Source organism: Streptococcus sp. 20925_1_44 (assembly GCF_041432435.1).
Classification (GTDB): Bacteria; Bacillota; Bacilli; order Lactobacillales; family Streptococcaceae; genus Streptococcus; species Streptococcus infantis.
Genome location: NZ_JAPVZQ010000002.1, coordinates 80,192 through 103,233, shown reverse-complemented (window position 1 = coordinate 103,233; position 23,042 = coordinate 80,192). Strand labels below are relative to the sequence as shown.

Annotated in this window: 23 protein-coding genes; 19 read left to right on the top strand and 4 right to left on the bottom strand. The window is 40.8% G+C overall.

What is annotated here, in order from left to right; all coding sequences use genetic code 11:
• The first annotated feature begins 11 nt into the window (after nucleotides 1-11).
• The 10 genes from O3643_RS03315 (at nucleotide 12) to tig (ending at nucleotide 9,532) form a co-directional block, all read left to right on the top strand.
• A complete protein-coding gene (locus O3643_RS03315; protein WP_006147978.1) occupies nucleotides 12-701 on the top strand; it encodes a response regulator transcription factor in 690 nt (229 codons plus the stop codon).
• A gap of 94 nt (nucleotides 702-795) precedes the next feature.
• A complete protein-coding gene (gene cbpF / locus O3643_RS03310) occupies nucleotides 796-1,791 on the top strand; it encodes a choline-binding protein CbpF (protein WP_371499850.1) in 996 nt (331 codons plus the stop codon).
• Between the two features lie 122 nt (nucleotides 1,792-1,913).
• Complete coding sequence (gene mvk / locus O3643_RS03305) at nucleotides 1,914-2,792, top strand: mevalonate kinase (protein WP_371499848.1); 879 nt, start codon at nucleotides 1,914-1,916, stop codon at nucleotides 2,790-2,792.
• On the top strand, nucleotides 2,774-3,727 hold the full coding sequence (gene mvaD, locus O3643_RS03300) for a diphosphomevalonate decarboxylase (protein WP_371499846.1): 954 nt from the start codon (nucleotides 2,774-2,776) through the stop codon (nucleotides 3,725-3,727). Before mvk ends, mvaD begins: the two co-directional genes overlap by 19 nt.
• The gene (locus O3643_RS03295) at nucleotides 3,714-4,727 is read left to right on the top strand and encodes a phosphomevalonate kinase (RefSeq protein WP_371499844.1); all 1,014 of its coding nucleotides are present in this window, start codon (nucleotides 3,714-3,716) and stop codon (nucleotides 4,725-4,727) included. The genes mvaD and O3643_RS03295 overlap by 14 nt, the downstream gene beginning before the upstream one ends.
• Entirely contained in the window at nucleotides 4,705-5,706 is a 1,002-nt protein-coding gene (gene fni, locus O3643_RS03290; protein WP_371499842.1) for a type 2 isopentenyl-diphosphate Delta-isomerase, read from the top strand. The genes O3643_RS03295 and fni overlap by 23 nt, the downstream gene beginning before the upstream one ends.
• A gap of 94 nt (nucleotides 5,707-5,800) precedes the next feature.
• Complete coding sequence (liaF, locus tag O3643_RS03285; protein WP_371499840.1) at nucleotides 5,801-6,499, top strand: cell wall-active antibiotics response protein LiaF; 699 nt, start codon at nucleotides 5,801-5,803, stop codon at nucleotides 6,497-6,499.
• Nucleotides 6,496-7,485: a sensor histidine kinase gene (locus O3643_RS03280; RefSeq protein WP_371499838.1), complete on the top strand. Its 990-nt coding sequence runs from the start codon at nucleotides 6,496-6,498 to the stop codon at nucleotides 7,483-7,485. Before liaF ends, O3643_RS03280 begins: the two co-directional genes overlap by 4 nt.
• Before the next feature lie 18 nt (nucleotides 7,486-7,503).
• Complete coding sequence (locus O3643_RS03275; RefSeq protein ID WP_371499836.1) at nucleotides 7,504-8,136, top strand: response regulator; 633 nt, start codon at nucleotides 7,504-7,506, stop codon at nucleotides 8,134-8,136.
• Nucleotides 8,137-8,248: 112 nt separating this feature from the next.
• The gene (gene tig, locus O3643_RS03270) at nucleotides 8,249-9,532 is read left to right on the top strand and encodes a trigger factor (RefSeq protein WP_371499834.1); all 1,284 of its coding nucleotides are present in this window, start codon (nucleotides 8,249-8,251) and stop codon (nucleotides 9,530-9,532) included.
• Nucleotides 9,533-9,577: 45 nt separating this feature from the next.
• On the opposite strand, the gene O3643_RS03265 is transcribed toward tig, so the two are convergent.
• From O3643_RS03265 to rnhC, 3 genes are all read right to left on the bottom strand, one after another.
• Nucleotides 9,578-11,944 carry an ATP-dependent RecD-like DNA helicase gene (locus O3643_RS03265; RefSeq protein WP_371499832.1) on the bottom strand — a complete coding sequence of 789 codons (2,367 nt, stop codon included), beginning with the start codon at nucleotides 11,942-11,944 and terminating at the stop codon, nucleotides 9,578-9,580.
• 89 nt (nucleotides 11,945-12,033) lie between these two features.
• A complete protein-coding gene (lepB, locus tag O3643_RS03260) occupies nucleotides 12,034-12,648 on the bottom strand; it encodes a signal peptidase I (RefSeq protein WP_006152198.1) in 615 nt (204 codons plus the stop codon).
• 4 nt (nucleotides 12,649-12,652) lie between these two features.
• On the bottom strand, nucleotides 12,653-13,534 hold the full coding sequence (gene rnhC, locus O3643_RS03255) for a ribonuclease HIII (protein WP_371499830.1): 882 nt from the start codon (nucleotides 13,532-13,534) through the stop codon (nucleotides 12,653-12,655).
• An 86-nt stretch (nucleotides 13,535-13,620) separates the two neighbouring features.
• Between rnhC and zapA the strand changes: the two genes are divergently transcribed.
• The 5 genes from zapA (at nucleotide 13,621) to O3643_RS03230 (ending at nucleotide 18,943) form a co-directional block, all read left to right on the top strand.
• On the top strand, nucleotides 13,621-13,923 hold the full coding sequence (zapA, locus tag O3643_RS03250; protein WP_004252047.1) for a cell division protein ZapA: 303 nt from the start codon (nucleotides 13,621-13,623) through the stop codon (nucleotides 13,921-13,923).
• Nucleotides 13,920-14,468 carry a CvpA family protein gene (locus tag O3643_RS03245; protein WP_254733595.1) on the top strand — a complete coding sequence of 183 codons (549 nt, stop codon included), beginning with the start codon at nucleotides 13,920-13,922 and terminating at the stop codon, nucleotides 14,466-14,468. The genes zapA and O3643_RS03245 overlap by 4 nt, the downstream gene beginning before the upstream one ends.
• Nucleotides 14,469-14,577: 109 nt before the next feature.
• The gene (locus O3643_RS03240; RefSeq protein ID WP_371499827.1) at nucleotides 14,578-16,914 is read left to right on the top strand and encodes an endonuclease MutS2; all 2,337 of its coding nucleotides are present in this window, start codon (nucleotides 14,578-14,580) and stop codon (nucleotides 16,912-16,914) included.
• A gap of 196 nt (nucleotides 16,915-17,110) precedes the next feature.
• Nucleotides 17,111-18,007 (top strand): TDT family transporter, encoded by an 897-nt coding sequence (locus O3643_RS03235; protein WP_371499825.1) that lies wholly within the window; start codon nucleotides 17,111-17,113, stop codon nucleotides 18,005-18,007.
• Nucleotides 18,008-18,109: 102 nt separating this feature from the next.
• Nucleotides 18,110-18,943 carry a metallophosphoesterase gene (locus tag O3643_RS03230; protein WP_250306865.1) on the top strand — a complete coding sequence of 278 codons (834 nt, stop codon included), beginning with the start codon at nucleotides 18,110-18,112 and terminating at the stop codon, nucleotides 18,941-18,943.
• Between the two features lie 63 nt (nucleotides 18,944-19,006).
• Here O3643_RS03230 and O3643_RS03225 read toward each other — a convergent pair whose 3' ends face one another.
• Complete coding sequence (locus O3643_RS03225; RefSeq protein WP_250306866.1) at nucleotides 19,007-19,816, bottom strand: amino acid ABC transporter substrate-binding protein; 810 nt, start codon at nucleotides 19,814-19,816, stop codon at nucleotides 19,007-19,009.
• Nucleotides 19,817-20,047: 231 nt separating this feature from the next.
• Here O3643_RS03225 and O3643_RS03220 point away from each other — a divergent pair, with 231 nt between their 5' ends.
• Genes O3643_RS03220 through O3643_RS03205 form a run of 4 tightly spaced genes read left to right on the top strand, consistent with a single transcriptional unit; the run spans nucleotide 20,048 to nucleotide 22,985 of the window.
• Nucleotides 20,048-20,653, top strand: coding sequence for a nitroreductase family protein (locus tag O3643_RS03220; RefSeq protein WP_195183804.1), 606 nt, complete (start codon nucleotides 20,048-20,050; stop codon nucleotides 20,651-20,653).
• Nucleotides 20,654-20,662: 9 nt separating this feature from the next.
• On the top strand, nucleotides 20,663-22,063 hold the full coding sequence (gene pepV / locus O3643_RS03215; protein WP_371499822.1) for a dipeptidase PepV: 1,401 nt from the start codon (nucleotides 20,663-20,665) through the stop codon (nucleotides 22,061-22,063).
• A gap of 53 nt (nucleotides 22,064-22,116) precedes the next feature.
• Nucleotides 22,117-22,707: a uracil-DNA glycosylase family protein gene (locus O3643_RS03210; RefSeq protein ID WP_371499820.1), complete on the top strand. Its 591-nt coding sequence runs from the start codon at nucleotides 22,117-22,119 to the stop codon at nucleotides 22,705-22,707.
• Nucleotides 22,704-22,985, top strand: a complete 282-nt coding sequence (locus tag O3643_RS03205) for a rhodanese-like domain-containing protein (RefSeq protein WP_371499818.1) — start codon at nucleotides 22,704-22,706, stop codon at nucleotides 22,983-22,985. Before O3643_RS03210 ends, O3643_RS03205 begins: the two co-directional genes overlap by 4 nt.
• Nucleotides 22,986-23,042 lie beyond the last annotated feature (57 nt).

The following is a 23,042-nucleotide window of genomic DNA, read 5'->3' as shown; positions in this document are numbered from 1 at the left end:
GTAGGTCAGCCATGGGGAAACGGATTTTATTACTTGAGAAAGAAAGAAATCTAGCTCATTTTTTAAGTCTGGAACTCCAAAAAGAGCAATACCGAGTTGATCAGGTAGAAGAGGGCCAAAAAGCCCTCTCCATGGCTCTTCAGACTGACTATGACTTGATTTTACTGAATGCTCATCTAGGGGATATGACAGCCCAGGGTTTTGCAGAACAGTTGAGTCGGACTAAGCCAGCTTCGGTTATTATAGTCTTGGACCATCGAGAAGAATTGCAAGACCAACTTGAAACAATCCAGCGTTTCGCTGTTTCATATATCTACAAGCCAGTCATTATTGATGATTTGGTGGCTCGTATTGCAGCAATTTTCCGAGGTCGGGATTTTATCGACCAACACTGTAGTCAAATGAAGGTTCCGACATCTTATCGCAATCTGCGTATGGACGTAGAACATCATACTGTCTATCGTGGTGAGGAAATGATTGCCCTCACACGTCGTGAATATGACCTTTTGGCTACCCTTATGGGAAGCAAGAAAGTTTTAACTCGAGAGCAGTTGCTGGAAAGTGTTTGGAAGTATGAAAGTGCGACCGAAACCAATATCGTGGATGTTTATATCCGTTATCTACGTAGCAAACTTGACGTAAAAGGTCAAAAGAGTTACATTAAAACCGTGCGTGGTGTGGGTTACACCATGCAAGAATAGAAAAGCAGTTACCTTGTGTAACTGCTTTTTTTGAAATTATTATATATTGACATATAGTTCAGTCTTTGCTATAATCATTTTGGAGGAAGCAAGAATGAAATTTTTGAAAAAAATGATGCAAGTTGGACTAGCAGTATTTTTCTTTGGTCTGTTAGCAACAAATACAGTATTTGCGGACGATGCTGATTCAGAAGGCTGGCAATTTGTCCAAGAAAATGGTAGAACCTACTACAAGAAGGGGGAACTCAAAGAAACCTACTGGCGAGTGATTGATGGTAAGTACTATTATTTTGATCCTTTATCTGGAGAGATGGTTGTCGGCTGGCAATATATACCTGCTCCACACGAAGGGGTTACGATTGGTTCTTCTATAAGGCAAGATGTTGCTTTTAGACCAGATTGGTTTTACTTTGGTCAAGATGGGGTACTACAAGAATTTGTTGGTAAGCAAGTTTTAGAAGCAAAAACTGCTACAAATACCAACAAACACCATGGTGAACAATATGATAGCTCTACTGAGAAACGAGTCTACTATTTTGAAGACCAAAGAAGTTATCACACCTTAAAAACCGGTTGGGTTCATGATGAGGGGCACTGGTATTATTTACAGAAGGATGGTGGCTTTGATTCTCGCATCAACAGATTGACTGTTGGGGAGCTCGCACGTGGCTGGATAAACGATGATTCAACTTGGTACTATCTAGATCCAACAACTGCTACAATGCAAACTGGTTGGCAATACCTTGGTAACAAGTGGTACTATCTTCGTTCATCAGGAGCTATGGCAACTGGCTGGTACCAAGAAGGTTCCACTTGGTATTATCTTGATGCTGAAAATGGGGATATGAAGACAGGTTGGGCTTCTATCAATGGCTATTGGTATTACCTCCGTTCATCAGGAGCTATGGTGACAGGCTGGCTTCAAGATGGTTCAACTTGGTACTATCTCAATGCAAGTAATGGCGATATGAAGACAGGCTGGTTCCAAGTTAATGGTAAATGGTACTATGCCTATAGATCAGGTGCCCTAGCTGTGAATACTACAGTAGATGGCTACTACGTCAACTATAATGGCGAGTGGGTCCAGTAATGAAAACAAGCGATTGTGAAGGAAACAATCGCTTTTTTTGTGAAAATATAATAAAATAGAAAGGAATAAAGTTCTAAAATTTTATCTAGAAACAGATGATTTTCGTCTGATAGTAGGATTAAATGACAAAAGAAGTTGGTGTCGGTCAGGCACATAGTAAAATTATTTTAATAGGAGAGCATGCAGTCGTTTACGGCTATCCAGCCATCTCTTTGCCTCTTTTAGAGGTAGAGGTGACTTGTCGGGTTGTACCGGCAGGGACACCATGGCGTCTTTTTGAAGAGGACACCTTGTCCATGGCAGTTTATGCTTCCCTAGAGTATCTAAATATCAAAGATGCTTACATTCGTTGCCAAATTGACTCTGCTATTCCAGAAAAACGTGGAATGGGTTCTTCGGCAGCCATTAGCATTGCGGCTATTCGCGCGGTATTTGATTATTTTGAAGCAGAACTTCCACATGATGTGTTAGAAATTCTGGTCAATCGCGCTGAGATGATTGCGCATATGAATCCTAGTGGATTGGATGCCAAGACTTGCCTTAGTGACCAGCCTATTCGTTTTATCAAGAATGTTGGTTTTGAAGAACTAGCCATGGACTTGTCGGCTTATCTGGTCATTGCAGATACAGGAGTCTATGGACACACTCGTGAAGCTATTCAAGTTGTAGAGAGCAAGGGTAAGGAAGCTTTACCTTTCTTGTATGCACTTGGAGAGTTGACCCAGCAAGCAGAAGAAGCAATAAAGGCAAGAGATGCCGTGATGCTGGGAGACATTTTAACAAAAGCACATGGAAATCTAAAAGAAATAGGAGTTAGTAGCCTTGAGGCTGATGCCTTGGTTGAATCTGCTCTTCAACATGGAGCTTTAGGTGCTAAGATGAGTGGTGGTGGTTTAGGTGGCTGTATCATAGCCTTAGTAGCCGACTATCACCAAGCTCAAGATTTAGCTGAAAGATTAGAAGAGAAAGGAGCTGTTCAGACATGGATCGAAAGCCTGTAACAGTACGTTCCTATGCCAATATTGCTATTATTAAATATTGGGGAAAGAAAGCAGAAAAAGAGATGGTTCCTGCGACTAGCAGTATCTCTCTGACTTTAGAAAATATGTATACGGAGACGACACTTTCTCCTTTACCAGCAGATGCAAAGGCGGATGCCTTTTACATCAATGGTCAATTGCAAAATGAAGCTGAGCATGACAAGATGAGTAAAATCATTGACCGCTACCGTCCTGAAGGAGCAGGGTTTGTTCGCATCGATACGAAGAACAATATGCCAACAGCAGCAGGCCTTTCTTCAAGTTCCAGTGGTTTATCTGCCTTGGTCAAAGCTTGTAACGCATATTTCCAACTTGGGCTGAATCGCAGAGAATTGGCCTTGGAAGCTAAGTTTGCATCGGGTTCTTCATCTCGTAGTTTTTATGGCCCCTTGGCAGCCTGGGACAAGGATAGTGGAGAGATTTATCCTGTCGAAACTGACTTGAAACTAGCTATGATTATGTTGATCTTGGAAGACCAGAAAAAACCAATTTCCAGTCGAGATGGGATGAAGCTCTGTGTGGAGACTTCTACGACTTTTGATGAGTGGATTCGTCAATCTGAACAAGATTACAAGGATATGTTAGTCTACCTCAAGGAAAATGACTTTAAGAAAGTTGGAGAATTGACAGAGAAGAACGCCTTGGCTATGCATGCTACGACAAAGACAGCCACTCCATCATTCTCTTATCTGACAGATGCTAGTTATGAGGCTATGGATTTTGTTCGTCAGCTTAGAGAACAAGGAGAATCTTGCTACTTTACCATGGATGCGGGCCCTAATGTCAAGGTTCTTTGCTTGGAAGAGGACTTGGAACATTTGTCAGAACTTTTAGGTCAACGCTATCGCTTAATCGTTTCAAAAACAAAGGATTTGAGCCAAGATGACGATTGTTAAAACTTGTGGGAAGCTCTATTGGGCTGGGGAGTATGCCATTTTAGAACCAGGACAGTTGGCGCTAATAAAGGCTATTCCCATCTATATGACGGCTGAGATTAAAGCGTCTAATAATTATCGACTCTACTCAGATATGTTTTCCTATAGTGTAGACTTGCGACCGGATTCCTCTTATACCTTGATTCAAGAAACAGTTGCCTTGGTGGAGGAGTATCTAACTGCCCAAGGAGTTGAACTGCAGCCTTTTTCTTTAGATATTCGTGGGAAAATGGAACGCGACGGGAAGAAATTTGGCCTAGGTTCTAGTGGCAGTGTGGTTGTTTTGGTTATCAAGGCCATGCTTGCTTTTTATGATAGACCAGCCGAAAGATACCTTTTGTTTAAATTGGCGAGTGCTGTACTTCTTAAACGTGGGGACAATGGCTCCATGGGGGACATTGCCTGTATCGTATCAGAAAACCTCGTCCTCTATCAGTCATTTGACCGCGAGAAAGTGGCACAATGGCTAGAAAAGGAAGAACTGCAAGCTGTATTAGCACGTGACTGGGGCTTTTATATTAGGAGTGTAGAACCAACTTTGAAATTTGATTTTCTGGTTGGTTGGACCAAGGAAGTAGCTGTGTCTAGTCACATGGTCAAGCAAATCAAGGATAATATGAATTCTAGCTTTTTACAGGCTTCAAAAGAAACAGTAGCTAACTTGGTAAAGGCCTTGGATGTAGGTCAAGAAGAAACCATTATTGACTTGCTGGAACAAGCCAGTCAACTTTTAGAAGGCTTGAATTCAGATATTTACACACCTTTGCTCAGGCAATTAAAAAATGCTAGCCAAGACTTAAAAGCTGTCGCTAAAAGTAGTGGTGCTGGTGGTGGAGACTGTGGGATAGCACTTAGCTTTGACCAAGATTCGACCACATTGCTAAAAAAACGCTGGGCTGATTTAGGAATTGAGCTCTTGTATCAAGAAAGGATGGGACATGACGACAAATCGGAAGGATGAACACATCCGCTATGCCCTAGAACAAAAAAGTTCATATAATAGTTTTGATGAAGTTGAATTGATTCATTCTTCACTACCCATGTATGATTTAGATGAAATTGATCTTTCGACAGAATTTGCAGGGCGAAAATGGGACTTTCCTTTTTATATCAATGCCATGACAGGTGGGAGTGAAAAGGGTAAAGAAATCAATCAAAAATTAGCCCAGGTGGCTGAAGCCTGTGGGATTTTATTTGTAACAGGTTCTTACAGTGCCGCTCTTAAGGATCCTTCAGATGACTCTTTTTCAGTCAAAACTAGTTACCCTGATCTCCTTCTTGGAACCAATATTGGCTTAGACAAACCTGTAGAACTAGGATTACAAACAGTCAAAGAGATGACTCCCCTTCTCTTACAAGTTCATGTTAATGTCATGCAGGAATTGCTCATGCCAGAAGGTGAGCGTCAATTTAGATTATGGCAGCATAATCTGAAAGATTATGCTAATCAGATTTCTGTGCCTCTTGTTTTAAAAGAAGTCGGCTTTGGCATGGATGTGAAAACCATTGCTAAGGCTTATGAGATGGGAATACGAACCGTTGATTTGTCTGGTCGTGGGGGAACGAGCTTTGCCTATATCGAAAACCGTCGCGGTGGACAGCGTGACTACCTAAATGACTGGGGTCAATCGACCATGCAAGCTCTTCTGAATGCCCAAGACTGGAAAGACAAGATGGAACTTTTGGTTAGTGGAGGAGTTCGCAATCCACTAGATATCATCAAATGCTTAGTGTTTGGAGCCAAGGCAGTTGGTCTATCACGCACTATGTTAGAGCTGGTTGAGAATTACTCTGTTGATGTCGTTATTTCCATTATTGAAAGCTGGAAGGAAGACCTACGCTTGATTATGTGTACCCTTAATTGTAAAAAAATTGAGGATTTGCAAGAGGTCGACTATCTCTTATATGGAAAATTAAAAGAAGCAAAAGACCAAATGTAAGGAGATCGGGATTTTAGTCCCGGTCTCTTTATCATTCCTCAGACTGATGTGACTTTTGGGATTTGTGATACAATTAAATGGAGAGGACGGATACATGCGAAAATTTCAAATTTTTCTATTTATTGAAGCTTGTTTATTGACAGGAGCTCTGATTATGATGGTATCAGAGCATTTTTCCCGTTTTCTACTGATTTTGCTCTTGTTTTTACTGCTGATTCGATATTATACTGGAAAGCAGGGAAATAACTTTATTTTAGTGGCGGTGAGCATCCTATTTTTCTTTATCATCATGCTTAATCCCTTTGTCATTTTAGCCATCTTTGTGGCCTTGATATACAGCCTGTTCCTGCTTTACCCTATGATGAACCAGGAAAGAGAAGATACCAATCTGGTCTTTGAAGATGTTGTGACAGTAAAGAGGGAGAAGAATCGCTGGTTTGGAAATCTTCATCACTTCTCAAGCTACCAGACTTGCCGCTTTGATGATATCAATCTTTTTCGTCTCATGGGGAAGGATACCATTCATCTAGAGCACGTGATTTTGAGCAATCATGATAATGTCATCATCTTGAGGAAACTTGTCGGTACGACTAGAATTATCGTACCAGTGGATGTTGAAGTCAGCCTTAGTGTTAATTCTCTGTACGGAGATTTAACCTTTTTTGACCAGCCTAAACGTGCTTTGCGTAATGAGCAATTTCATCAAGAAACCAGAGACTATCTCAAGAGTCCCAAGAGTGTTAAGATTCTTTTGACAACTATGGTTGGAGATGTTGAGGTGGTGAGAGGATGAAAAAGCAACCCTATATTTTAATTGGTCTCACCTCATTTCTCTTTGTTGCTTTTCTATTTCGAAGTATTTTTAAGGTCTTAGATTTGGAATGGACTTCTCTCTTCCAAGATTTGGAAAAGACAGAAAAAGTCCTATTTCTAGCTTTGATGTTTAGTCTTGCCCTAGCTTTTTTATTGGTCCTATTTTGGACAATGGTTGACGAAATTTCAAGAAGAAGAATCCAAGCAAATCTTAAACGTCTGCTAACTGGTAAAGATATTAAAAGCCTTGGAGATGCTGATTTAGACGCAAGTTTTAGAAACTTATCAGGCAAGCTTGGTTTATTGACAGAAGCCATTCAAAAAGCGGACAATCAAGCCTTGATCAAGGAAGAAGTGATTATTGAAAAGGAGCGCAAGCGAATCGCGCGTGACTTGCATGATACGGTTAGCCAAGAAATTTTTGCTGCCCATATGATTTTATCAGGACTCAGTCAACAAGCTTCCAGATTAGACAAAGAGAAGATGCAGACACAACTCCAGAGTGTAACAGCTATTTTGGAGACAGCCCAAAGAGATTTGCGTATTCTACTCTTGCATTTGCGACCGATAGAATTGGAACAAAAGAGTCTAGTTGAGGGGATTCAGTTGCTTCTCAAAGAATTGGAAGAAAAAAGTGAACTCAAAGTCAGTTTTAAATATCAGGTAGACGAACTGCCTAAAAAGATTGAGGAGCATGTCTTTCGTATCGTCCAAGAATTGATTAGTAATACTCTCCGTCATGCCCAAGCTTCTTGTCTAGATGTTTATCTTTATCAAACGGAAACTGAATTGCAGTTGAAGGTAGTAGACAATGGTCTCGGTTTTCAGTTAGATGATGTTGATGAACTAAGCTATGGACTACGCAATATCAAAGAACGAGTGGAAGATATGGCAGGGAGCATACAACTATTAACAGCACCCAAGCAGGGTTTGGCAGTGGATATTCGGATCCCCTTGCTTGATTGACGAACAAAAGGAAATAAAATGAAACTATTATTAGTAGATGACCACCAAATGGTGCGACTTGGTTTAAAAAGTTATTTTGAACTACAAGATGATGTAGAGGTTGTTGGAGAAGCAACTAATGGAGCCGAAGGGATTTCCATGGCCTTGGAGCTTCGTCCAGATGTGATCGTCATGGATATTGTTATGCCTGAAGTCAACGGAATTGACGCAACTCTAGCTATTCTCAAAGAATGGCCAGAGGCTAAAATTTTGATTGTGACCTCTTATCTAGACAATGAAAAAATCATGCCAGTCTTAAATGCTGGGGCTAAAGGCTATATGCTCAAGACATCAAGTGCCGATGAATTGTTCCATGCTGTTCAAAAGGTGGCAGCTGGAGAGCTAGCAATCGAACAAGAGGTGAGTAAGAAAGTAGAATACTACCGCAATCATATGGAACTTCACGAAGAATTAACTGCGCGAGAACGCGATGTCCTTCAACTGATTGCCAAGGGTTATGAAAATCAGCGCATTGCAGATGAGCTCTTTATCTCCCTAAAGACAGTCAAGACCCATGTCTCCAATATCCTAGCCAAACTTGAGGTCAGTGATCGTACCCAGGCAGCAGTTTATGCTTTTCAACATCATCTAGTGGGTTCTGATGAATTTTAGGGGACATAGGATGTAACTGAAGCATGGACGAAAAGCGCATCCATTACTTGAAAAAGTTCGCTACTATGTGGTATAATGGACTGTATTAAAAATTTTAAGGAGAAATGACAGAATGTCTGTATCATTTGAAAACAAAGAAACAAACCGTGGTGTCTTGACTTTCACTATCTCTCAAGACCAAATCAAACCAGAATTGGACCGTGTTTTTAACTCAGTAAAGAAAACTCTTAACGTTCCAGGTTTCCGTAAAGGTCACCTTCCACGTCCTATCTTCGACCAAAAATTTGGTGAAGAAGCACTTTACCAAGATGCAATGAACGCTCTTTTGCCAGACGCTTATGAAGCAGCTGTTAAAGAAGCTGGTCTTGAAGTAGTTGCTCAACCAAAAATTGACGTAACTTCTATGGAAAAAGGTCAAGATTGGGTTATCACTGCAGAAGTTGTTACAAAACCTGAAGTAAAATTGGGTGAATACAAAAACCTTGAAGTATCAGTTGATGTAGATAAAGAAGTAACTGACGCTGATGTTGAAGAGCGTATCGAACGTGAACGCAACAACTTGGCTGAATTGGTGATCAAAGAAGGTGCTGCTGAAGAAGGCGACACTGTTGTTATCGACTTTGTTGGTTCTATCGACGGTGTTGAATTTGACGGCGGAAAAGGTGAAAACTTCTCACTTGGACTTGGTTCAGGTCAATTCATCCCTGGTTTCGAAGACCAATTAGTTGGACATTCAGCTGGTGAAACTGTTGACGTTATCGTAACATTCCCAGAAGACTACCAAGCAGAAGACCTTGCAGGTAAAGAAGCTAAATTCGTAACAACTATCCACGAAGTTAAAGCTAAAGAAGTTCCAGCTCTTGACGATGAACTTGCAAAAGATATCGACGAAGAGGTTGAAACTCTTGACGAATTGAAAGAAAAATACCGCAAAGAATTAGCTACTGCTAAAGAAGAAGCTTACAATGATGCCGTTGAAGGTGCAGCAATTGATAAAGCAGTTGAAAACGCTGAAATCGTAGAACTTCCAGAAGAAATGATCCACGAAGAAGTTCACCGCTCAGTAAATGAGTTCCTTGGAAACTTGCAACGTCAAGGTATCAACCCTGATATGTACTTCCAAATCACTGGAACTACTCAAGAAGACCTTCACAAACAATACGAAGCAGAAGCTGAGTCACGCACTAAGACTAACCTTGTTATCGAAGCAGTTGCGAAAGCTGAAGGATTTGACGCTACTGAAGAAGAAATCCAAAAAGAAATCGAGCAATTGGCTGCAGATTACAACATGGAAGTTGCCCAAGTACAAAGCTTGCTTTCAGCCGACATGTTGAAACACGATATCACAATCAAAAAAGCTGTTGAATTGATCACAAGCACTGCAACAGTAAAATAATCTGAAAAGATAAAAAACCACCGAATCCGGTGGTTTTTTTGTGCTTTATTTTCCGAAAAACTCATCAAGGTCATCTTGGCTAATCCCAATCATGGCTGGGATACTAGTCCAGTTTTCTTCAGTCAGGATGTAAGGTTGATGAGGATCAATCTGGTTTTCTGTTTCAAGAATTGGCTCATTTATTTCTTCAGAGCTTTCAGTTAAGTCGCTGAAACGTTCAATCAGATAGGTTTTTCGAGCAGTTCCAATATGTTTAGTCGCATAATCAAAGGCTTGAAGTTCACCGAGTAGAATGAGTTTGCTTTTAGCCCGAGTAATAGCAGTGTAGATGAGGTTACGCTCCAGCATGCGCTTGCTAGCGCTGGTGATGGGAAGAAACACAACTGGGAATTCACTTCCTTGAGATTTATGGATACTCATGGCGTAGGCAAGACGAATTTTATACCATTCGTTGCGTGGATAGACGACTTCGTTCCCATCAAAATCAATCATTATTTCATCTTGTTTAGATTCAGTGTATTTTCCAGGAATGAGGTCCGTGATGTAGCCTAGGTCTCCGTTAAAAACGTTGACTTCTGCATCGTTAACCAAATGAATGACCTTATCTCCACTACGATACTGAAACTGACTTGCTTCAAAACTAATCTGTCCTTTTTGAAGAGGATTGAGCAGTTCTTGCATGAGTTGATTGATGGCATCGATTCCTGCTGTACCACGATACATAGGAGCTAGAACTTGGATGTCTCGTGCAGGGATGCCACTTCTGATGGCAGCGTCTAGGATTTTTTCAATGGTCGCTGGGATCTGGTTACTAGCGATTTCAAAGTAGGAACGGTCTGCTTTTTTCTGAGTGAAATCTGCAGGTAAAATTCCCTGACGAATCCGACTCGCAAGTGTGACAATGGTTGATTCTTCGCTCTGACGATAAATTCGTTCCAAGCGTGTTTGAGGAATACTTGGAATCTGGAGCAAGTCAGCCAGAACTTGGCCTGGGCTAACCGATGGCAACTGATCACTATCTCCAACGATGAGAATTTTACTAGTAGAGGAGATATTTGAGAAGAGTTGATTGGCTAGCCAAGTATCTACCATAGAAAACTCGTCTACGATGATAAAGTCAGCATCTAGATAATCTTCTAAATGGCTTGTGTCGTCGTCACCAGTCATACCCAAGTGGCGGTGAATGGTTGCACTCGGCAAGCCTGTTAGTTCATTCATGCGACGAGCCGCACGACCAGTTGGAGCAGCAAGGAGAATCGGTAGATTACTTTTCTTTCGAAGGTCCAGACCTTCTAATAGAGCATAGACGGCAATAATCCCATTGATAACAGTGGTTTTTCCAGTACCAGGTCCGCCGGTCAGGATAAAGACCTTGTTTTGGATAGCATCGCAGATTGCCTGTTTTTGAATGGCATCGTATTGGATGCCTAATTCTTCCTCAACAATTGCGATCTGCTCCTGGATGATTTCTGTTTCTTGTTTATCGGTTTCTTCTTTTTCAAGGATACGAATGAGGTGATTATGAATCCCTTCTTCAGCGAAAAAGAGACTGTTGTCAAAGATTTTGGTGTCAACTTGTTGAACTTTTTCTTCTTCAATGAGATTGGACAATTCTTGAGCAAGTTGACTTGGTTCTAGTTCTACAGGACGTGAGGATTCCAGTAGATTTAGAGTCTTTTCTAATAAGTCTCTAGCTTCAACATAAGTATCCCCACTTTCCATACAAGCGTTTAAAAGGCTATGAATGAGTCCTGCTCGGAAACGTTCAGGTGCCTGGCTTTCAATGCCCAATTCTTGTGCCAATTGGTCAGCTATGGTAAAACCCAAACCCTTGATATCTTCTACCAACTGGTAAGGATAGTTCTCAACGATATCGATGGTTTCCTCTTTGTAGGTATCCTGAATTTGAATAGCTAATTTATTAGGAATGCCATAGTTGGCAAGCTTGGCCAAGACCATTTCTGTACCGTAGTTGAGACGGAGTGTGGATACAAAGGCCTCACGACTTTTAGAAGACAGCCCTGAGATAGTCTCAAGTTTTTCAGGATGTTCTAGGATTTCATCGATAGTATTTTCCCCATAGAGTTCCACAATCTTTTGGGCAGTTTTGAGACCAATCCCCTTGAAATGGCTGCTAGAGAAATATTTGACCAATCCCTTACTAGTTGGTTTTGCTCTTTCGTAACGGGAAATCTGCAGTTGTTCTCCGTATTTGGAGTGTTGGACAATCTGCCCCCAGAAAGTGTATTCTTCTCCCTCGATAACATCAGCCATGGTCCCTGTAACAATGATCTCGAAATCATCAAAGTCCTCAGCATTGGTATCATCTATATCTAAAAGGAGAATACGGTAAAAGTTGCTGACATTTTCAAAAATAATACGTTCAATCGTACCTGTAAAATAGACTTCCATATAATTCCTTTACATTCCTGAATGAAATCTATCATTCAGAATAGAATGAGAAGAGGCTGAGATTTATATTTCTCGGCCTCTTAGTGTTCTTAAAATGTTCCGATACGTTTGAGTGGCCAGAAACGGAATTTAGCCTCTCCAATGATATCTTTTGCTTTAAAAGTACCAACATGTCGACTGTCACTAGATACCAGACGGTCATCACCAAGTAGGAGGTATTGTCCCTCTGGAACAGTGAAGGTAAAGCTAGTATTGAAGTTAACATCTAAGGTAAAGGCATCAGCTTTTTCAGCAAGACTTCTGAAGTACTCGCCTTTTTTCCCATCCCAGCTATCTCCGGTATAGGTTGATTGGAGTTTATCCTCTTTAAAGCGTTTGAGATAATCTGCTAGGTAAGGCTCATCGGTTTCTTGATTGTTGATGTAGAGCTTATCATTTTCGTAACGGATGGTATCACCTGGCAATCCGATGACTCGCTTCACGATATCTTTATTCCCTTCATCCTCATGAGCGACAACTATATCAAAGCGATCGATAGGGAGATGTTTGACAACGAAGAGAATTTCTCCATCAGCTAGAGTAGGGTCCATAGAGTGTCCTTCTACACGAACATTGCTCCAGAGAAAGAGACGGCTGAGACCTACTAATGCAATAATCAGGAAGAAAATTCCCCACTCTTTTAAAAATATTTTAAAATAATTCATACTTTTACCTTTCTAGAAGTTGCTTGGCTTTTTCTGTGTTTTTAAAATGCAGCTTTGCACAGAAGCCGAGCCCTTTCATTCCATATGCTTGAAGTATTTGGCTAGCTACCTTGTCAGAAGCAGCTCCAGCACCACTTGGAAGTTGATAGCCTAACTCTCGTCCTAAGTTTTCAAGATTTTCTAGGAAGAGATCACGCGCAATGATGGAGCTAACTGCAACAGCCAAGTACTTGCCCTCAGCTTTTTCCTCTAGCGTGACTGGATTAGGAAAATGATTGGCTTCATTTTTTAGATATTTTTCATAATTTTGTGAGCTGGTAAAGGCGTCAATAACAATTTTTTCAGGCTCAACTCCCTTTTGAAGGAGGAGAAAGATTGCTTGATTGTGAAGAGCTACCTTGACAGAAACAGCATTATAGCGTTCTCCAATGACTTCGTTATACTTACTTGGCGAAAGAAGGAGTGCTTGATGTTGAATCTTCTCCTTAAGAAGGGGAGCAATCTGACGAATCTTTTGGTCAGTTAGTGTTTTAGAATCTCCAACCCCGAGTCTTCGTAAAAAGTCATGCTGATCAGGAGTTACAAATGACGCCACTACAGCCAGACCACCGAAGTAGGAACCATTTCCAACTTCATCTGTTCCAACCAAGGGGAAATTTTGCCCGCTAACTATTTGTGCTACTTGATAACCAAAAAAGCTAGCGTATCTTTCAGCGGCTTCTCCTTGCAAGAGGACTTTCCCAGATGTATAGACGGAAACACTGGCTTGAGGAAGTTTTAAAAAGTAGCGAATATAGGGATTTTTACTAGGAGTGAGTGCATGTTCATGCTTTTGAACAAAAGCCTGAATTTCCTTTTCACTCGGAGTTAATGTGATACTTGCCATAGTCTCTATTGTACCATAAAAGCGCTAGAATTGGTAAAAACTGACAAATTAAGTGAAATTTGGTATAATATCTTGAGGTGAATTTTATGGCAAATTTAAATCGATTCAAGTTTACATTTGGGAAAAAAACATTAACGCTGACAACTGAACATGACAATCTTTTCATGGAGGAGATTGCTAAAGTTGCGACGGAAAAGTATGAAGCAATCAAAGAACAAATGCCTGGAGCTGATGATGAGACAGTAGCTATTCTCTTAGCAGTTAACTGCTTGTCAACACAGCTCAGCCGTGAGATTGAATTTGATGATAAGGAGCAAGAGTTAGAATCGCTCCGTTATAAAGTGGTTGCGGCTAAACAAGAGCAGAGTAAGATTGAGGATTCCCTATGATTTCCATTCTACTCTTATTAATCCTTGCTTGGAGCTTTTATATTGGCTACCGCAGAGGAATTATTTTGCAAGCATATTATCTTGTAGCAACGATTGTCTCTGCTTATTTTGCAAGCAAATATTACCTAGCTTTAGGGCAGAAGTTCAATTTATTAATCCCTTATGCTAATCCGCAGGAAGGACAGGGAACTTTCTTTTTCCCATCCAATCAACTTTTCCATCTAGATAAGGTTTTTTATGCAGGCGTTGGCTTCCTCTTAGCCTTTACGATTTTTTACTGCATCGGCCGTTTGCTTGGTCTTTTTCTAAACCTAGTACCAAGTAAGATACTTGATGGGAAATACTATCGTATCGGTGCGGGTGTGCTATCAATCGGTGTGACCTTGTTTGTCCTCCAGATGATGCTAACGATTCTCGCGACTGTGCCATTACAAATTGTTCAAAATTCACTTGAAAATAGCTTTGTAGCTAGACATATCATCCAAAGCATTCCATTCACAACTAATTTTATTAAACAGCTTTGGGTTACTAAATTAATCGGTTAAAAAGGGCGGGAACTATTCCTAGCCTTTTGTTTACAATTTCGAAAAGTAAGAGATTGATTTAAAGAGTTAAAAATAAGAAAAGCCATAACTTTTATACTAAGGAAATAAGATGAATACAAAAATACTAGAAACGTTAGAATTTAACAAGGTCAAGGCTTTATTTGAACCTCATCTTTTGACGGAACAAGGACTAGAACAGTTAAAAGAGCTAGTCCCAACAGATAAAGCTGATAAAATTAGACAGGCCTTTGCAGAGATGAAGGAAATGCAAGAACTCTTTGTTGAGCATCCTCATTTCAGTATTTCTGCAACAAAAGATATTGCGGCTACCTGCAAACGTTTGGAGATGGGTGCTGATCTCAACATAGAGGAATTTCTCCTTCTCAAACGTGTCATATTTGCCAGCCGTGAACTGAAAAATTTCTATGATAATCTTGAAAATGTCCGCTTGGACCACTTGGCAAATTGGTTTGAGAAACTTCATGATTTCCCACATCTACAGGGCAATCTCCAAGCCATCAATGAAGCTGGATTTATTGAGAATTTTGCTAGTGAAGAACTAGCACGAATCCGTCGTAAAATCCATGATAGTGAGAGCCAAGTTCGTGACGTCTTGCAAGACCTTCTTAAACAAAAGGCTCAGATGTTGACTGAAGGTATCATCGCTAGTAGAAATGGTCGCCAGGTTCTTCCTGTCAAAAACACCTATCGTAATAAGATTGCCGGTGTGGTTCATGATATTTCTGCCAGCGGGAACACTGTCTATATCGAACCGCGTGAAGTAGTCAAGCTGAGCGAAGAAATCGCCAGTCTGCGTGCGGATGAACGCTATGAGATGATGCGTATTCTTCAGGAACTCTCTGAACGAGTAAGACCGCATGCAGCTGAAATCGCAAATGATGCCTGGATTATTGGACATTTGGACTTGATTCGGGCTAAGGTCCGCTTTATCCAAGAGACAGGAGCAGTGGTTCCTCAAGTTTCTGAAGGACAGGAGATTCAACTTCTTCATGTTCGCCATCCCTTGGTGCAAAATGCTGTTGCTAATGATGTACACTTTGGTAAGGATTTAACAGCCATCGTCATAACTGGTCCCAATACGGGTGGTAAGACCATTATGCTCAAAACCTTAGGTTTGACGCAATTGATGGCTCAGTCTGGTTTGCCGATTTTAGCCGATAAGGGAAGTCGTGTAGGGATTTTTGAGGAGGTCTTTGCGGATATCGGAGACGAACAATCCATCGAACAAAGTCTTTCAACTTTCTCTAGTCACATGACTAATATTGTAGATATTCTTGGTAAGGTCAATCAAAACTCGCTCTTGTTACTAGATGAGCTTGGAGCTGGTACAGATCCTCAAGAAGGTGCTGCCCTTGCCATGTCTATCCTAGAGGACTTGCGCTTGCGTCAGGTCAAGACTATGGCAACCACTCACTATCCTGAACTTAAGGCCTATGGGATTGAAACGGCTTATGTTCAGAATGCCAGCATGGAGTTTGATACAGCTAGCTTGCGCCCGACCTATCGCTTTATGCAAGGCGTACCTGGTCGAAGCAACGCCTTTGAGATTGCTAAACGTCTCGGCTTGTCAGATGTCATTGTAGGCGATGCCAGCAAGCAGATTAATCAAGACAATGATGTCAATCGCATTATTGAACAATTGGAAGAGCAGACGCTTGAAAGCCGTAAACGTCTTGAGAATATTCGCCAAGTCGAGCAAGAAAACCTCAAGATGAACCGTGCGCTTAAAAAACTCTACAACGAGCTCAATCGTGAGAAGGAAACAGAACTCAATAAGGCGCGTGAGCAAGCTTCGGAGATTGTTGACTTAGCTCTGGCAGAAAGTGATGATATTCTTAAAAATCTTCATAGTAAATCTCAACTGAAACCACATGAAATTATCGAAGCCAAGGCCAAACTCAAGAAGTTAGCACCTGAAAAAGTAGATCTTTCTAAAAATAAAGTCCTCCAAAAGGCTAAGAAAAAACGAGCTCCAAAAATTGGAGATGATATCATCGTTTTAAGCTATGGTCAACGAGGTACCTTGACTAATCAACTCAAGGATGGTCGCTGGGAAGCTCAAGTTGGCTTGATTAAGATGACGCTTGAAGAAAAAGAGTTTGACTTGGTTCAGGCTCAGCAAGAAGCGCCAGTCAAGAAAAAACAAGTTAACGTGGTCAAGCGTGCTGCTGGTAAAGCACCACAGGCTCGACTAGACCTTCGTGGCAAACGTTATGAGGAAGCTATGGAAGCCTTGGATGTCTTTATCGACCAAGCCCTACTCAACAACATGGCCCAAGTGGACATCATCCATGGTATCGGTACAGGAGTCATCCGCGAAGGAGTAACCAAATATCTCCAAAGAAACAAGCAAGTCAAGAGCTTTGGCTATGCACCTCAAAATGCAGGTGGTTCTGGAGCGACTATCGTTACCTTTAAAGGCTAACCAAACTATAGAATGAAATGTCAAAAAAGTACCCATCAAATGATAGGTACTTTTTTGATGAATTTATTTTAATCATTATTGTTAGTGAGTATTTTAAAAGGGGACAATCGTTTTATAGCAAAAAAATTGATGAAGGCTTGTCTAGCTGAGCTTTATTTATGCTATACTGATAGTAACGTCATTTTCGGAGGTTGGTATGAAAAAACTCCCCTTAGCCTTTTCAGGTTGCTTATTGGGATTGGCTGGAGCAGGAAATCTCATCTTGGATATTTTTCCGCTTTTATCACACATCTTTAGTTTGTCAGGCTTGATTTTATGGTTTTATTTTTTGGCAAGCCACCTCAATAACTGGCATGAAAGTAAGCAAGAATTAAAGAAAGCCCCTGTTTTGTCAGGAATGGCAACCTTTCCCATGGCAGGGATGATTTTATCAACGTATTTATTACGAATCTTACCCCCGAACATGAGCATTGTTGCACAGATTCTCTGGTGGTTTGCTTTTCTTCTAGACGTTTACCTCATTTTATACTTTACAAAGAACTATGTCTTGGTTAAACAAAGGGCCAGTGCAACACCAACTTGGACGGTTCTTTATGTAGGAATAGCAGTAGCAAGTTTGACCTACCCCGTGGTAGGCATTGTTGGGATTGCCTATGGAGCTTGGATTTTTGGTTTTATCTTAACACTTATCCTTTACCCTCTAATTTATCAAGATTTGAGGAAAAATCCATTACCGCTCGCTTTGCTGGGACAAGAAGGAATTTATTGTGCTCCATTTTCTCTCCTTTTGGCAGCATTAGTGAGAGTAGGAGGATACAGTCTTCCTAGTTGGATTTTACTAGTTATGATCCTTGCATCACAGACCTTCTTTTTCTTTGTCCTTAGTCGCTTGCCAAGGATTTTAAAACAAGGTTTCCAACCAGCCTTCTCAGCCCTAACCTTTCCAACCATCATCACAGCAACTTCATTGAAAATGTCCCAAGGCATTCTTCAGTTTCCGGTCCTCAACCTTCTCGTTTGGTTAGAGATTATCATTTGTTTAACAATCCTCATCTACGTATTAGTAGAGTATATACGATATTTAAGGAACTAAAAGAACCCCTAGCACGGAGAAGTGAAATGAAAAAAGGTGCAGACCTATAACGGTGTAAGGGATAGCTAGAATAAATAAATATTAATAAAGAGAGTGTGTAAAATGAACCATAAGATTGCAATTTTATCAGACATTCATGGCAATACAACAGCCTTAGCTGGAGTGCTTGAGGACGCTAAAAATTTGGGAGCGACTGAATATTGGCTTCTGGGAGATATTTTTCTTCCTGGGCCGGGAGCAAATGACTTGGTGGCTCTTTTAAAAGACCTTCCCATTACAGCATCTGTTCGAGGCAACTGGGATGATTGCGTGTTAGAGGCTTTAGATGGGCAATATGGTTTAGAGGATCCCCAAGAAATCCAGCTTATGCGATTGACCCAGTATCTGATGGAGCGTCTAAACCCAGAGCATATTGATTGGTTGAGAAATCTACCTATGGTAGCCAAGAAAGAAGCAGAAGGTTTGCGCTTTTCTCTTTCACATAATTTACCTGAGAAAAATTATGGTGGTGATTTGCTGGTTGAAAATGATACCAAAAAATTTGACCAGTTACTTGATGAAACTACTGATGTAGCCGTCTATGGTCATGTTCACAAGCAGTTGCTTCGTTATGGTAGCCAAGGTCAACAAATCATCAATCCAGGTTCGATTGGTATGCCTTATTTTGATTGGGAAGGGTTAAAAAATCACCGTGCCCAGTATGCCTTACTCGAAGTTGAAAATGGTGAATTGGTCAATATCCAATTTCGTAAGGTTGCCTATGATTATGAAGCAGAGTTAGAATCAGCCAAGGAGAAAGGCCTTCCTTTTATCGAAATGTATGAAGAGTTGCGACGTGAGGACAACTATCAAGGCCATAACAGAGATTTGTTAGCTAGTTTAATTGAAAAGCATGGCTATGTGGAGGATGTGAAGAACTATTTTGATTTTTTGTAAGAGTTGCTTTAATTAACAGATACTAAATAAACGATTGGACGAGCCAATCGTTTTTAGTATATCTTATTGTAATTGAGATTGATCTGGTAGGTAGGAACCACCGAGATAGGTTTTGCTGAGTTTTTCAAGGGTTCCATCTTGGTAGAGTTCTTTAAGGACCTTGTCAAATTGTTCTTTAAATTCTTTTTCGTCGCTTGAGAAGATGATGTAGTTGTTTGGATTATCATTGCTCTCCAAGTCGACTACGTTCAAGTCTAAACCTCGGTCTTGGATAATTTTTTGAACAGAGATTTTATCAAAGATTAGGAAATCAAATTCACCGTTGGCGAGGTCAGTCAGACGCTTAGCCACATCTTCGCCAGAATATTGGATGGTAGCAGGATTGTCGGAGTGGCTTTGATTCCAGTCTGTAACAACCTTGGCAGTAGAGGTTCCAGTGTCATCCTGAGTAGTTTTACCAGCGATGTCTTGAAGAGAGGTAAGAGCCTTGTCTTTTCTGCTCACAAGAACCAAAGGATTTTTTGCGATAGGTAGCGAGTAGAGGTATTTGTCGGCTCTCTCTTTGGTGTAGCTCAAGTTGTTGGCAGCAGCTTGGTAACGGCCAGCATCAACTCCAGGGAAGATACTCTCCCAAGCTGTTTTTTGAAATTCCATCTTGTATTGGTCCAGTTTTTCATCAACCGCTTTTAAAACTTCAACATCATATCCAGTTAAATTACCATCTTTTTCAAAGTCAAAAGGTGGGATGTCTCCGGCAGTGGCTACGACAATGGTTTTAGGGCTAGTAGTAGAAGTTGAAGCACTTTCCTGTTTAGATTGTCCACAGGCGACCAACAAGGGACTGATAGCTAAGAATAAGAATAATTTTTTCATAAGAATCTCCTTTACTTCATGATACCTAGCTTACCAGACAATCAATCAAATAGCCAATATATATTTTTTATGGAAGTGATAGAAAAATATTATAATTTTCAGTTTGAGTTTGTAATCTAAAATGTAAATCAGATAAGAAAAAGATAATTTAGGCCACAAATGAAAAATCTCTGCAAGCTCTTTCAGAATGTGGTAAAATGGAAGCAGTAGAAATAGAAAAGGAAATCAATTATGAAATTTCTTGAGTTAAATAAAAAACGTCATGCGACTAAGCATTTTATTGATAAACCAGTTGATCCCAAGGATGTTCGAACAGCTATTGAAATCGCAACCTTGGCACCGAGTGCTCACAACAGTCAGCCTTGGAAGTTTGTTGTGGTTCGCGAGAGAAATGCTGAACTAGCAAAATTGGCTTACGGTTCAAACTTTGAGCAAGTAGCATCTGCCCCTGTAACCATTGCCTTGTTTACAGATACTGACCTAGCTAAACGAGCTCGCAAGATTGCCCGTGTTGGTGGAGCAAAGAACTTCTCAGAAGAACAACTTCAGTACTTTATGAAAAATCTTCCAGCAGAGTTTGCGCGTTACAATGAACAACAAATCAGTGACTACCTAGCCCTTAATGCAGGGTTGGTTGCGATGAACTTAGTCCTTGCATTGACTGACCAGGGAATCGGATCAAACATTATCCTTGGTTTTGATAAATCAAAAGCCAATGAAGTCTTGGAAGTTGAAGAACGCTTCCGTCCAGAACTTTTGATCACAGTAGGATACACAGACGAGAAGTTGGAACCAAGCTACCGCTTGCCAGTAGACGAAATTATCGAAAAAAGATAGGAAGTAAAAATGACAGTTATTGATTTTACAGCAGAAGTAGAAAAACGTAAAGAAGCCCTCTTGGCTGACTTGTTTAGCCTTTTAGAAATCAACTCAGAACGTGATGACAGTAAGGCAGATGCGGAGCACCCATTTGGACCTGGTCCAGTAAAAGCTTTGGAGAAATTCCTTGAAATCGCAGACCGTGATGGTTACCCAACAAAAAATGTCGACAACTATGCAGGACATTTTGAGTTTGGTGAAGGGGAAGAAGTTCTCGGAATCTTTGCCCACATGGACGTAGTGCCAGCAGGTAGTGGATGGGATACTGATCCTTACACTCCAACTATCAAAGATGGTCGTCTCTATGCGCGTGGTGCTTCAGATGATAAGGGTCCTACAACTGCATGTTACTATGGTTTAAAAATCATCAAAGAATTGGGACTTCCAACTTCTAAAAAAGTTCGCTTTATCGTCGGAACTGATGAAGAATCAGGTTGGGCAGACATGGACTACTACTTTGAGCATGTAGGACTTGCGAAGCCAGATTTTGGTTTCTCTCCAGATGCTGAATTCCCTATTATTAATGGTGAAAAAGGAAATATCACAGAATACCTCCACTTTGCTGGTGAAAACAAGGGTGCAGCTCGTCTTCACAGCTTCACAGGTGGTTTGCGTGAAAACATGGTGCCAGAATCAGCAACGGCAGTTGTTTCAGGTGACTTGGCTGATTTGCAAGCGAAACTAGATGTCTTTGTTGCAGAGCACAAGCTTAGAGGAGACATTCAAGAAGAGAATGGTAAGTACAAGGTTACAATTATCGGTAAATCTGCCCACGGTGCTATGCCTGCTTCAGGTGTCAATGGTGCAACTTACCTAGCCCTCTTCCTCAGCCAATTTGCCTTTGAAGGAGCTGCAAAAGACTTCCTTGACATTGCAGGAAAGATTCTCTTAAATGACCATGAAGGTAAAAATTTGAATGTGGCTCATGTGGATGAAAAGATGGGTGCCCTTTCTATGAATGCTGGTGTCTTCCGCTTTGATGAAACAAGTGCTGACAATACCATTGCCCTTAACTTCCGTTATCCAAAAGGAACAAGTCCAGAGCAAATCAAGTCAGTTCTTGAAACCTTGCCAGTTGATTCAGTTAGCCTTTCTGAACATGGTCACACACCTCACTATGTACCAATGGAAGATCCGCTTGTCCAAACCTTGTTAAATGTTTATGAAAAACAAACAGGTCTTCAAGGGCATGAACAAGTTATTGGTGGCGGAACATTTGGCCGTCTCTTAGAGCGTGGTGTAGCCTACGGTGCTATGTTCCCAGATTCTATCGATACCATGCACCAAGCCAACGAATTTATCGCCTTGGATGATCTCTTCCGTGCAGCAGCCATCTACGCTGAAGCTATCTATGAATTGATCAAATAATGCTATAGAAGTCTGAGATTTTATGCTTAGACTTCTTTTTGGAGGGAGAGTAGATGTCTCAAATCGAAAGAATCAAACAAGCCATCATGGCTGATCCACAAAATCAACACTATACTGAGCAAGGAATCGAACCTCTCTTTGCTGCTCCTAAAACAGCTCGTATCAATATCATTGGGCAGGCACCTGGGCTAAAAACCCAAGAAGCGGGGCTTTACTGGAAGGATAAAAGTGGCGACCGCTTGCGAGAGTGGTTGGGTGTGGACGAAGATACTTTTTACAAGTCAGGTTATTTTGCAGTTATGCCAATGGATTTCTATTTTCCAGGGCATGGAAAATCCGGTGACTTACCGCCTAGACCTGGTTTTGCAGAAAAGTGGCACCCTAAACTTTTAAAAGAATTACCAGATATTCAATTGACGCTTTTGATTGGTCAGTATGCTCAGGCTTACTATCTGCATGAGAAAGTTAGTGGCAAGGTAACAGACCGTGTGCATCGCTTTAAGGATTATTTGCCAGATTATTACCCTTTGGTTCACCCGTCACCTCGGAACCAAATCTGGATGAAAAAGAATCCTTGGTTTGAAGCAGATGTTTTGCCTAACTTGAAAGAAAGAATTCAAAAAATTCTCGGAGAAGAAAAATGAAAGAAATTACTTTTAATGATTTTTACCAACTATACCAGAAAGAGTCGCTTTCTGTATTAGATGTGAGAGAAGTAGAGGAATTTGAGACTCTTCATTTAGAAGGCGCTCGTAATTTTCCTCTCAGCCAATTAGCTGATACTTATAAACAACTAGATAAGGATAATCTTTACTATGTGATTTGTAAATCAGGAATGCGTTCAGCTCGCGCTTGTCAATTTTTAGCAGAACAAGGATATGAGGTTATCAATGTCCAAGGTGGCATGGATGCCTTAGAATAAGAAAAAACTCCCTTTAAGACCGAAAATAAGAAAGGTTTTAAAGGGAGTTTATTTGCT

What these genes read in the sequence shown, in the direction of transcription:
- O3643_RS03245 (WP_254733595.1), top strand. Translation starts at nt 13,920, where the DNA reads ATGATTTCCATTCTACTCTTATTAATCCTTGCTTGGAGCTTTTATATT.
- O3643_RS03240 (WP_371499827.1), top strand. Translation starts at nt 14,578, where the DNA reads ATGAATACAAAAATACTAGAAACGTTAGAATTTAACAAGGTCAAGGCT.
- rnhC (WP_371499830.1), bottom strand. Translation starts at nt 13,534, where the DNA reads ATGGCAAGTATCACATTAACTCCGAGTGAAAAGGAAATTCAGGCTTTT.
- O3643_RS03280 (WP_371499838.1), top strand. Translation starts at nt 6,496, where the DNA reads ATGAAAAAGCAACCCTATATTTTAATTGGTCTCACCTCATTTCTCTTT.
- pepV (WP_371499822.1), top strand. Translation starts at nt 20,663, where the DNA reads ATGACAGTTATTGATTTTACAGCAGAAGTAGAAAAACGTAAAGAAGCC.
- fni (WP_371499842.1), top strand. Translation starts at nt 4,705, where the DNA reads ATGACGACAAATCGGAAGGATGAACACATCCGCTATGCCCTAGAACAA.
- O3643_RS03315 (WP_006147978.1), top strand. Translation starts at nt 12, where the DNA reads ATGGGGAAACGGATTTTATTACTTGAGAAAGAAAGAAATCTAGCTCAT.
- O3643_RS03205 (WP_371499818.1), top strand. Translation starts at nt 22,704, where the DNA reads ATGAAAGAAATTACTTTTAATGATTTTTACCAACTATACCAGAAAGAG.
- tig (WP_371499834.1), top strand. Translation starts at nt 8,249, where the DNA reads ATGTCTGTATCATTTGAAAACAAAGAAACAAACCGTGGTGTCTTGACT.
- liaF (WP_371499840.1), top strand. Translation starts at nt 5,801, where the DNA reads ATGCGAAAATTTCAAATTTTTCTATTTATTGAAGCTTGTTTATTGACA.
- cbpF (WP_371499850.1), top strand. Translation starts at nt 796, where the DNA reads ATGAAATTTTTGAAAAAAATGATGCAAGTTGGACTAGCAGTATTTTTC.
- O3643_RS03210 (WP_371499820.1), top strand. Translation starts at nt 22,117, where the DNA reads ATGTCTCAAATCGAAAGAATCAAACAAGCCATCATGGCTGATCCACAA.
- O3643_RS03220 (WP_195183804.1), top strand. Translation starts at nt 20,048, where the DNA reads ATGAAATTTCTTGAGTTAAATAAAAAACGTCATGCGACTAAGCATTTT.
- O3643_RS03265 (WP_371499832.1), bottom strand. Translation starts at nt 11,944, where the DNA reads ATGGAAGTCTATTTTACAGGTACGATTGAACGTATTATTTTTGAAAAT.
- mvaD (WP_371499846.1), top strand. Translation starts at nt 2,774, where the DNA reads ATGGATCGAAAGCCTGTAACAGTACGTTCCTATGCCAATATTGCTATT.
- O3643_RS03225 (WP_250306866.1), bottom strand. Translation starts at nt 19,816, where the DNA reads ATGAAAAAATTATTCTTATTCTTAGCTATCAGTCCCTTGTTGGTCGCC.
- lepB (WP_006152198.1), bottom strand. Translation starts at nt 12,648, where the DNA reads ATGAATTATTTTAAAATATTTTTAAAAGAGTGGGGAATTTTCTTCCTG.
- mvk (WP_371499848.1), top strand. Translation starts at nt 1,914, where the DNA reads ATGACAAAAGAAGTTGGTGTCGGTCAGGCACATAGTAAAATTATTTTA.
- O3643_RS03230 (WP_250306865.1), top strand. Translation starts at nt 18,110, where the DNA reads ATGAACCATAAGATTGCAATTTTATCAGACATTCATGGCAATACAACA.
- O3643_RS03295 (WP_371499844.1), top strand. Translation starts at nt 3,714, where the DNA reads ATGACGATTGTTAAAACTTGTGGGAAGCTCTATTGGGCTGGGGAGTAT.
- zapA (WP_004252047.1), top strand. Translation starts at nt 13,621, where the DNA reads ATGGCAAATTTAAATCGATTCAAGTTTACATTTGGGAAAAAAACATTA.
- O3643_RS03235 (WP_371499825.1), top strand. Translation starts at nt 17,111, where the DNA reads ATGAAAAAACTCCCCTTAGCCTTTTCAGGTTGCTTATTGGGATTGGCT.
- O3643_RS03275 (WP_371499836.1), top strand. Translation starts at nt 7,504, where the DNA reads ATGAAACTATTATTAGTAGATGACCACCAAATGGTGCGACTTGGTTTA.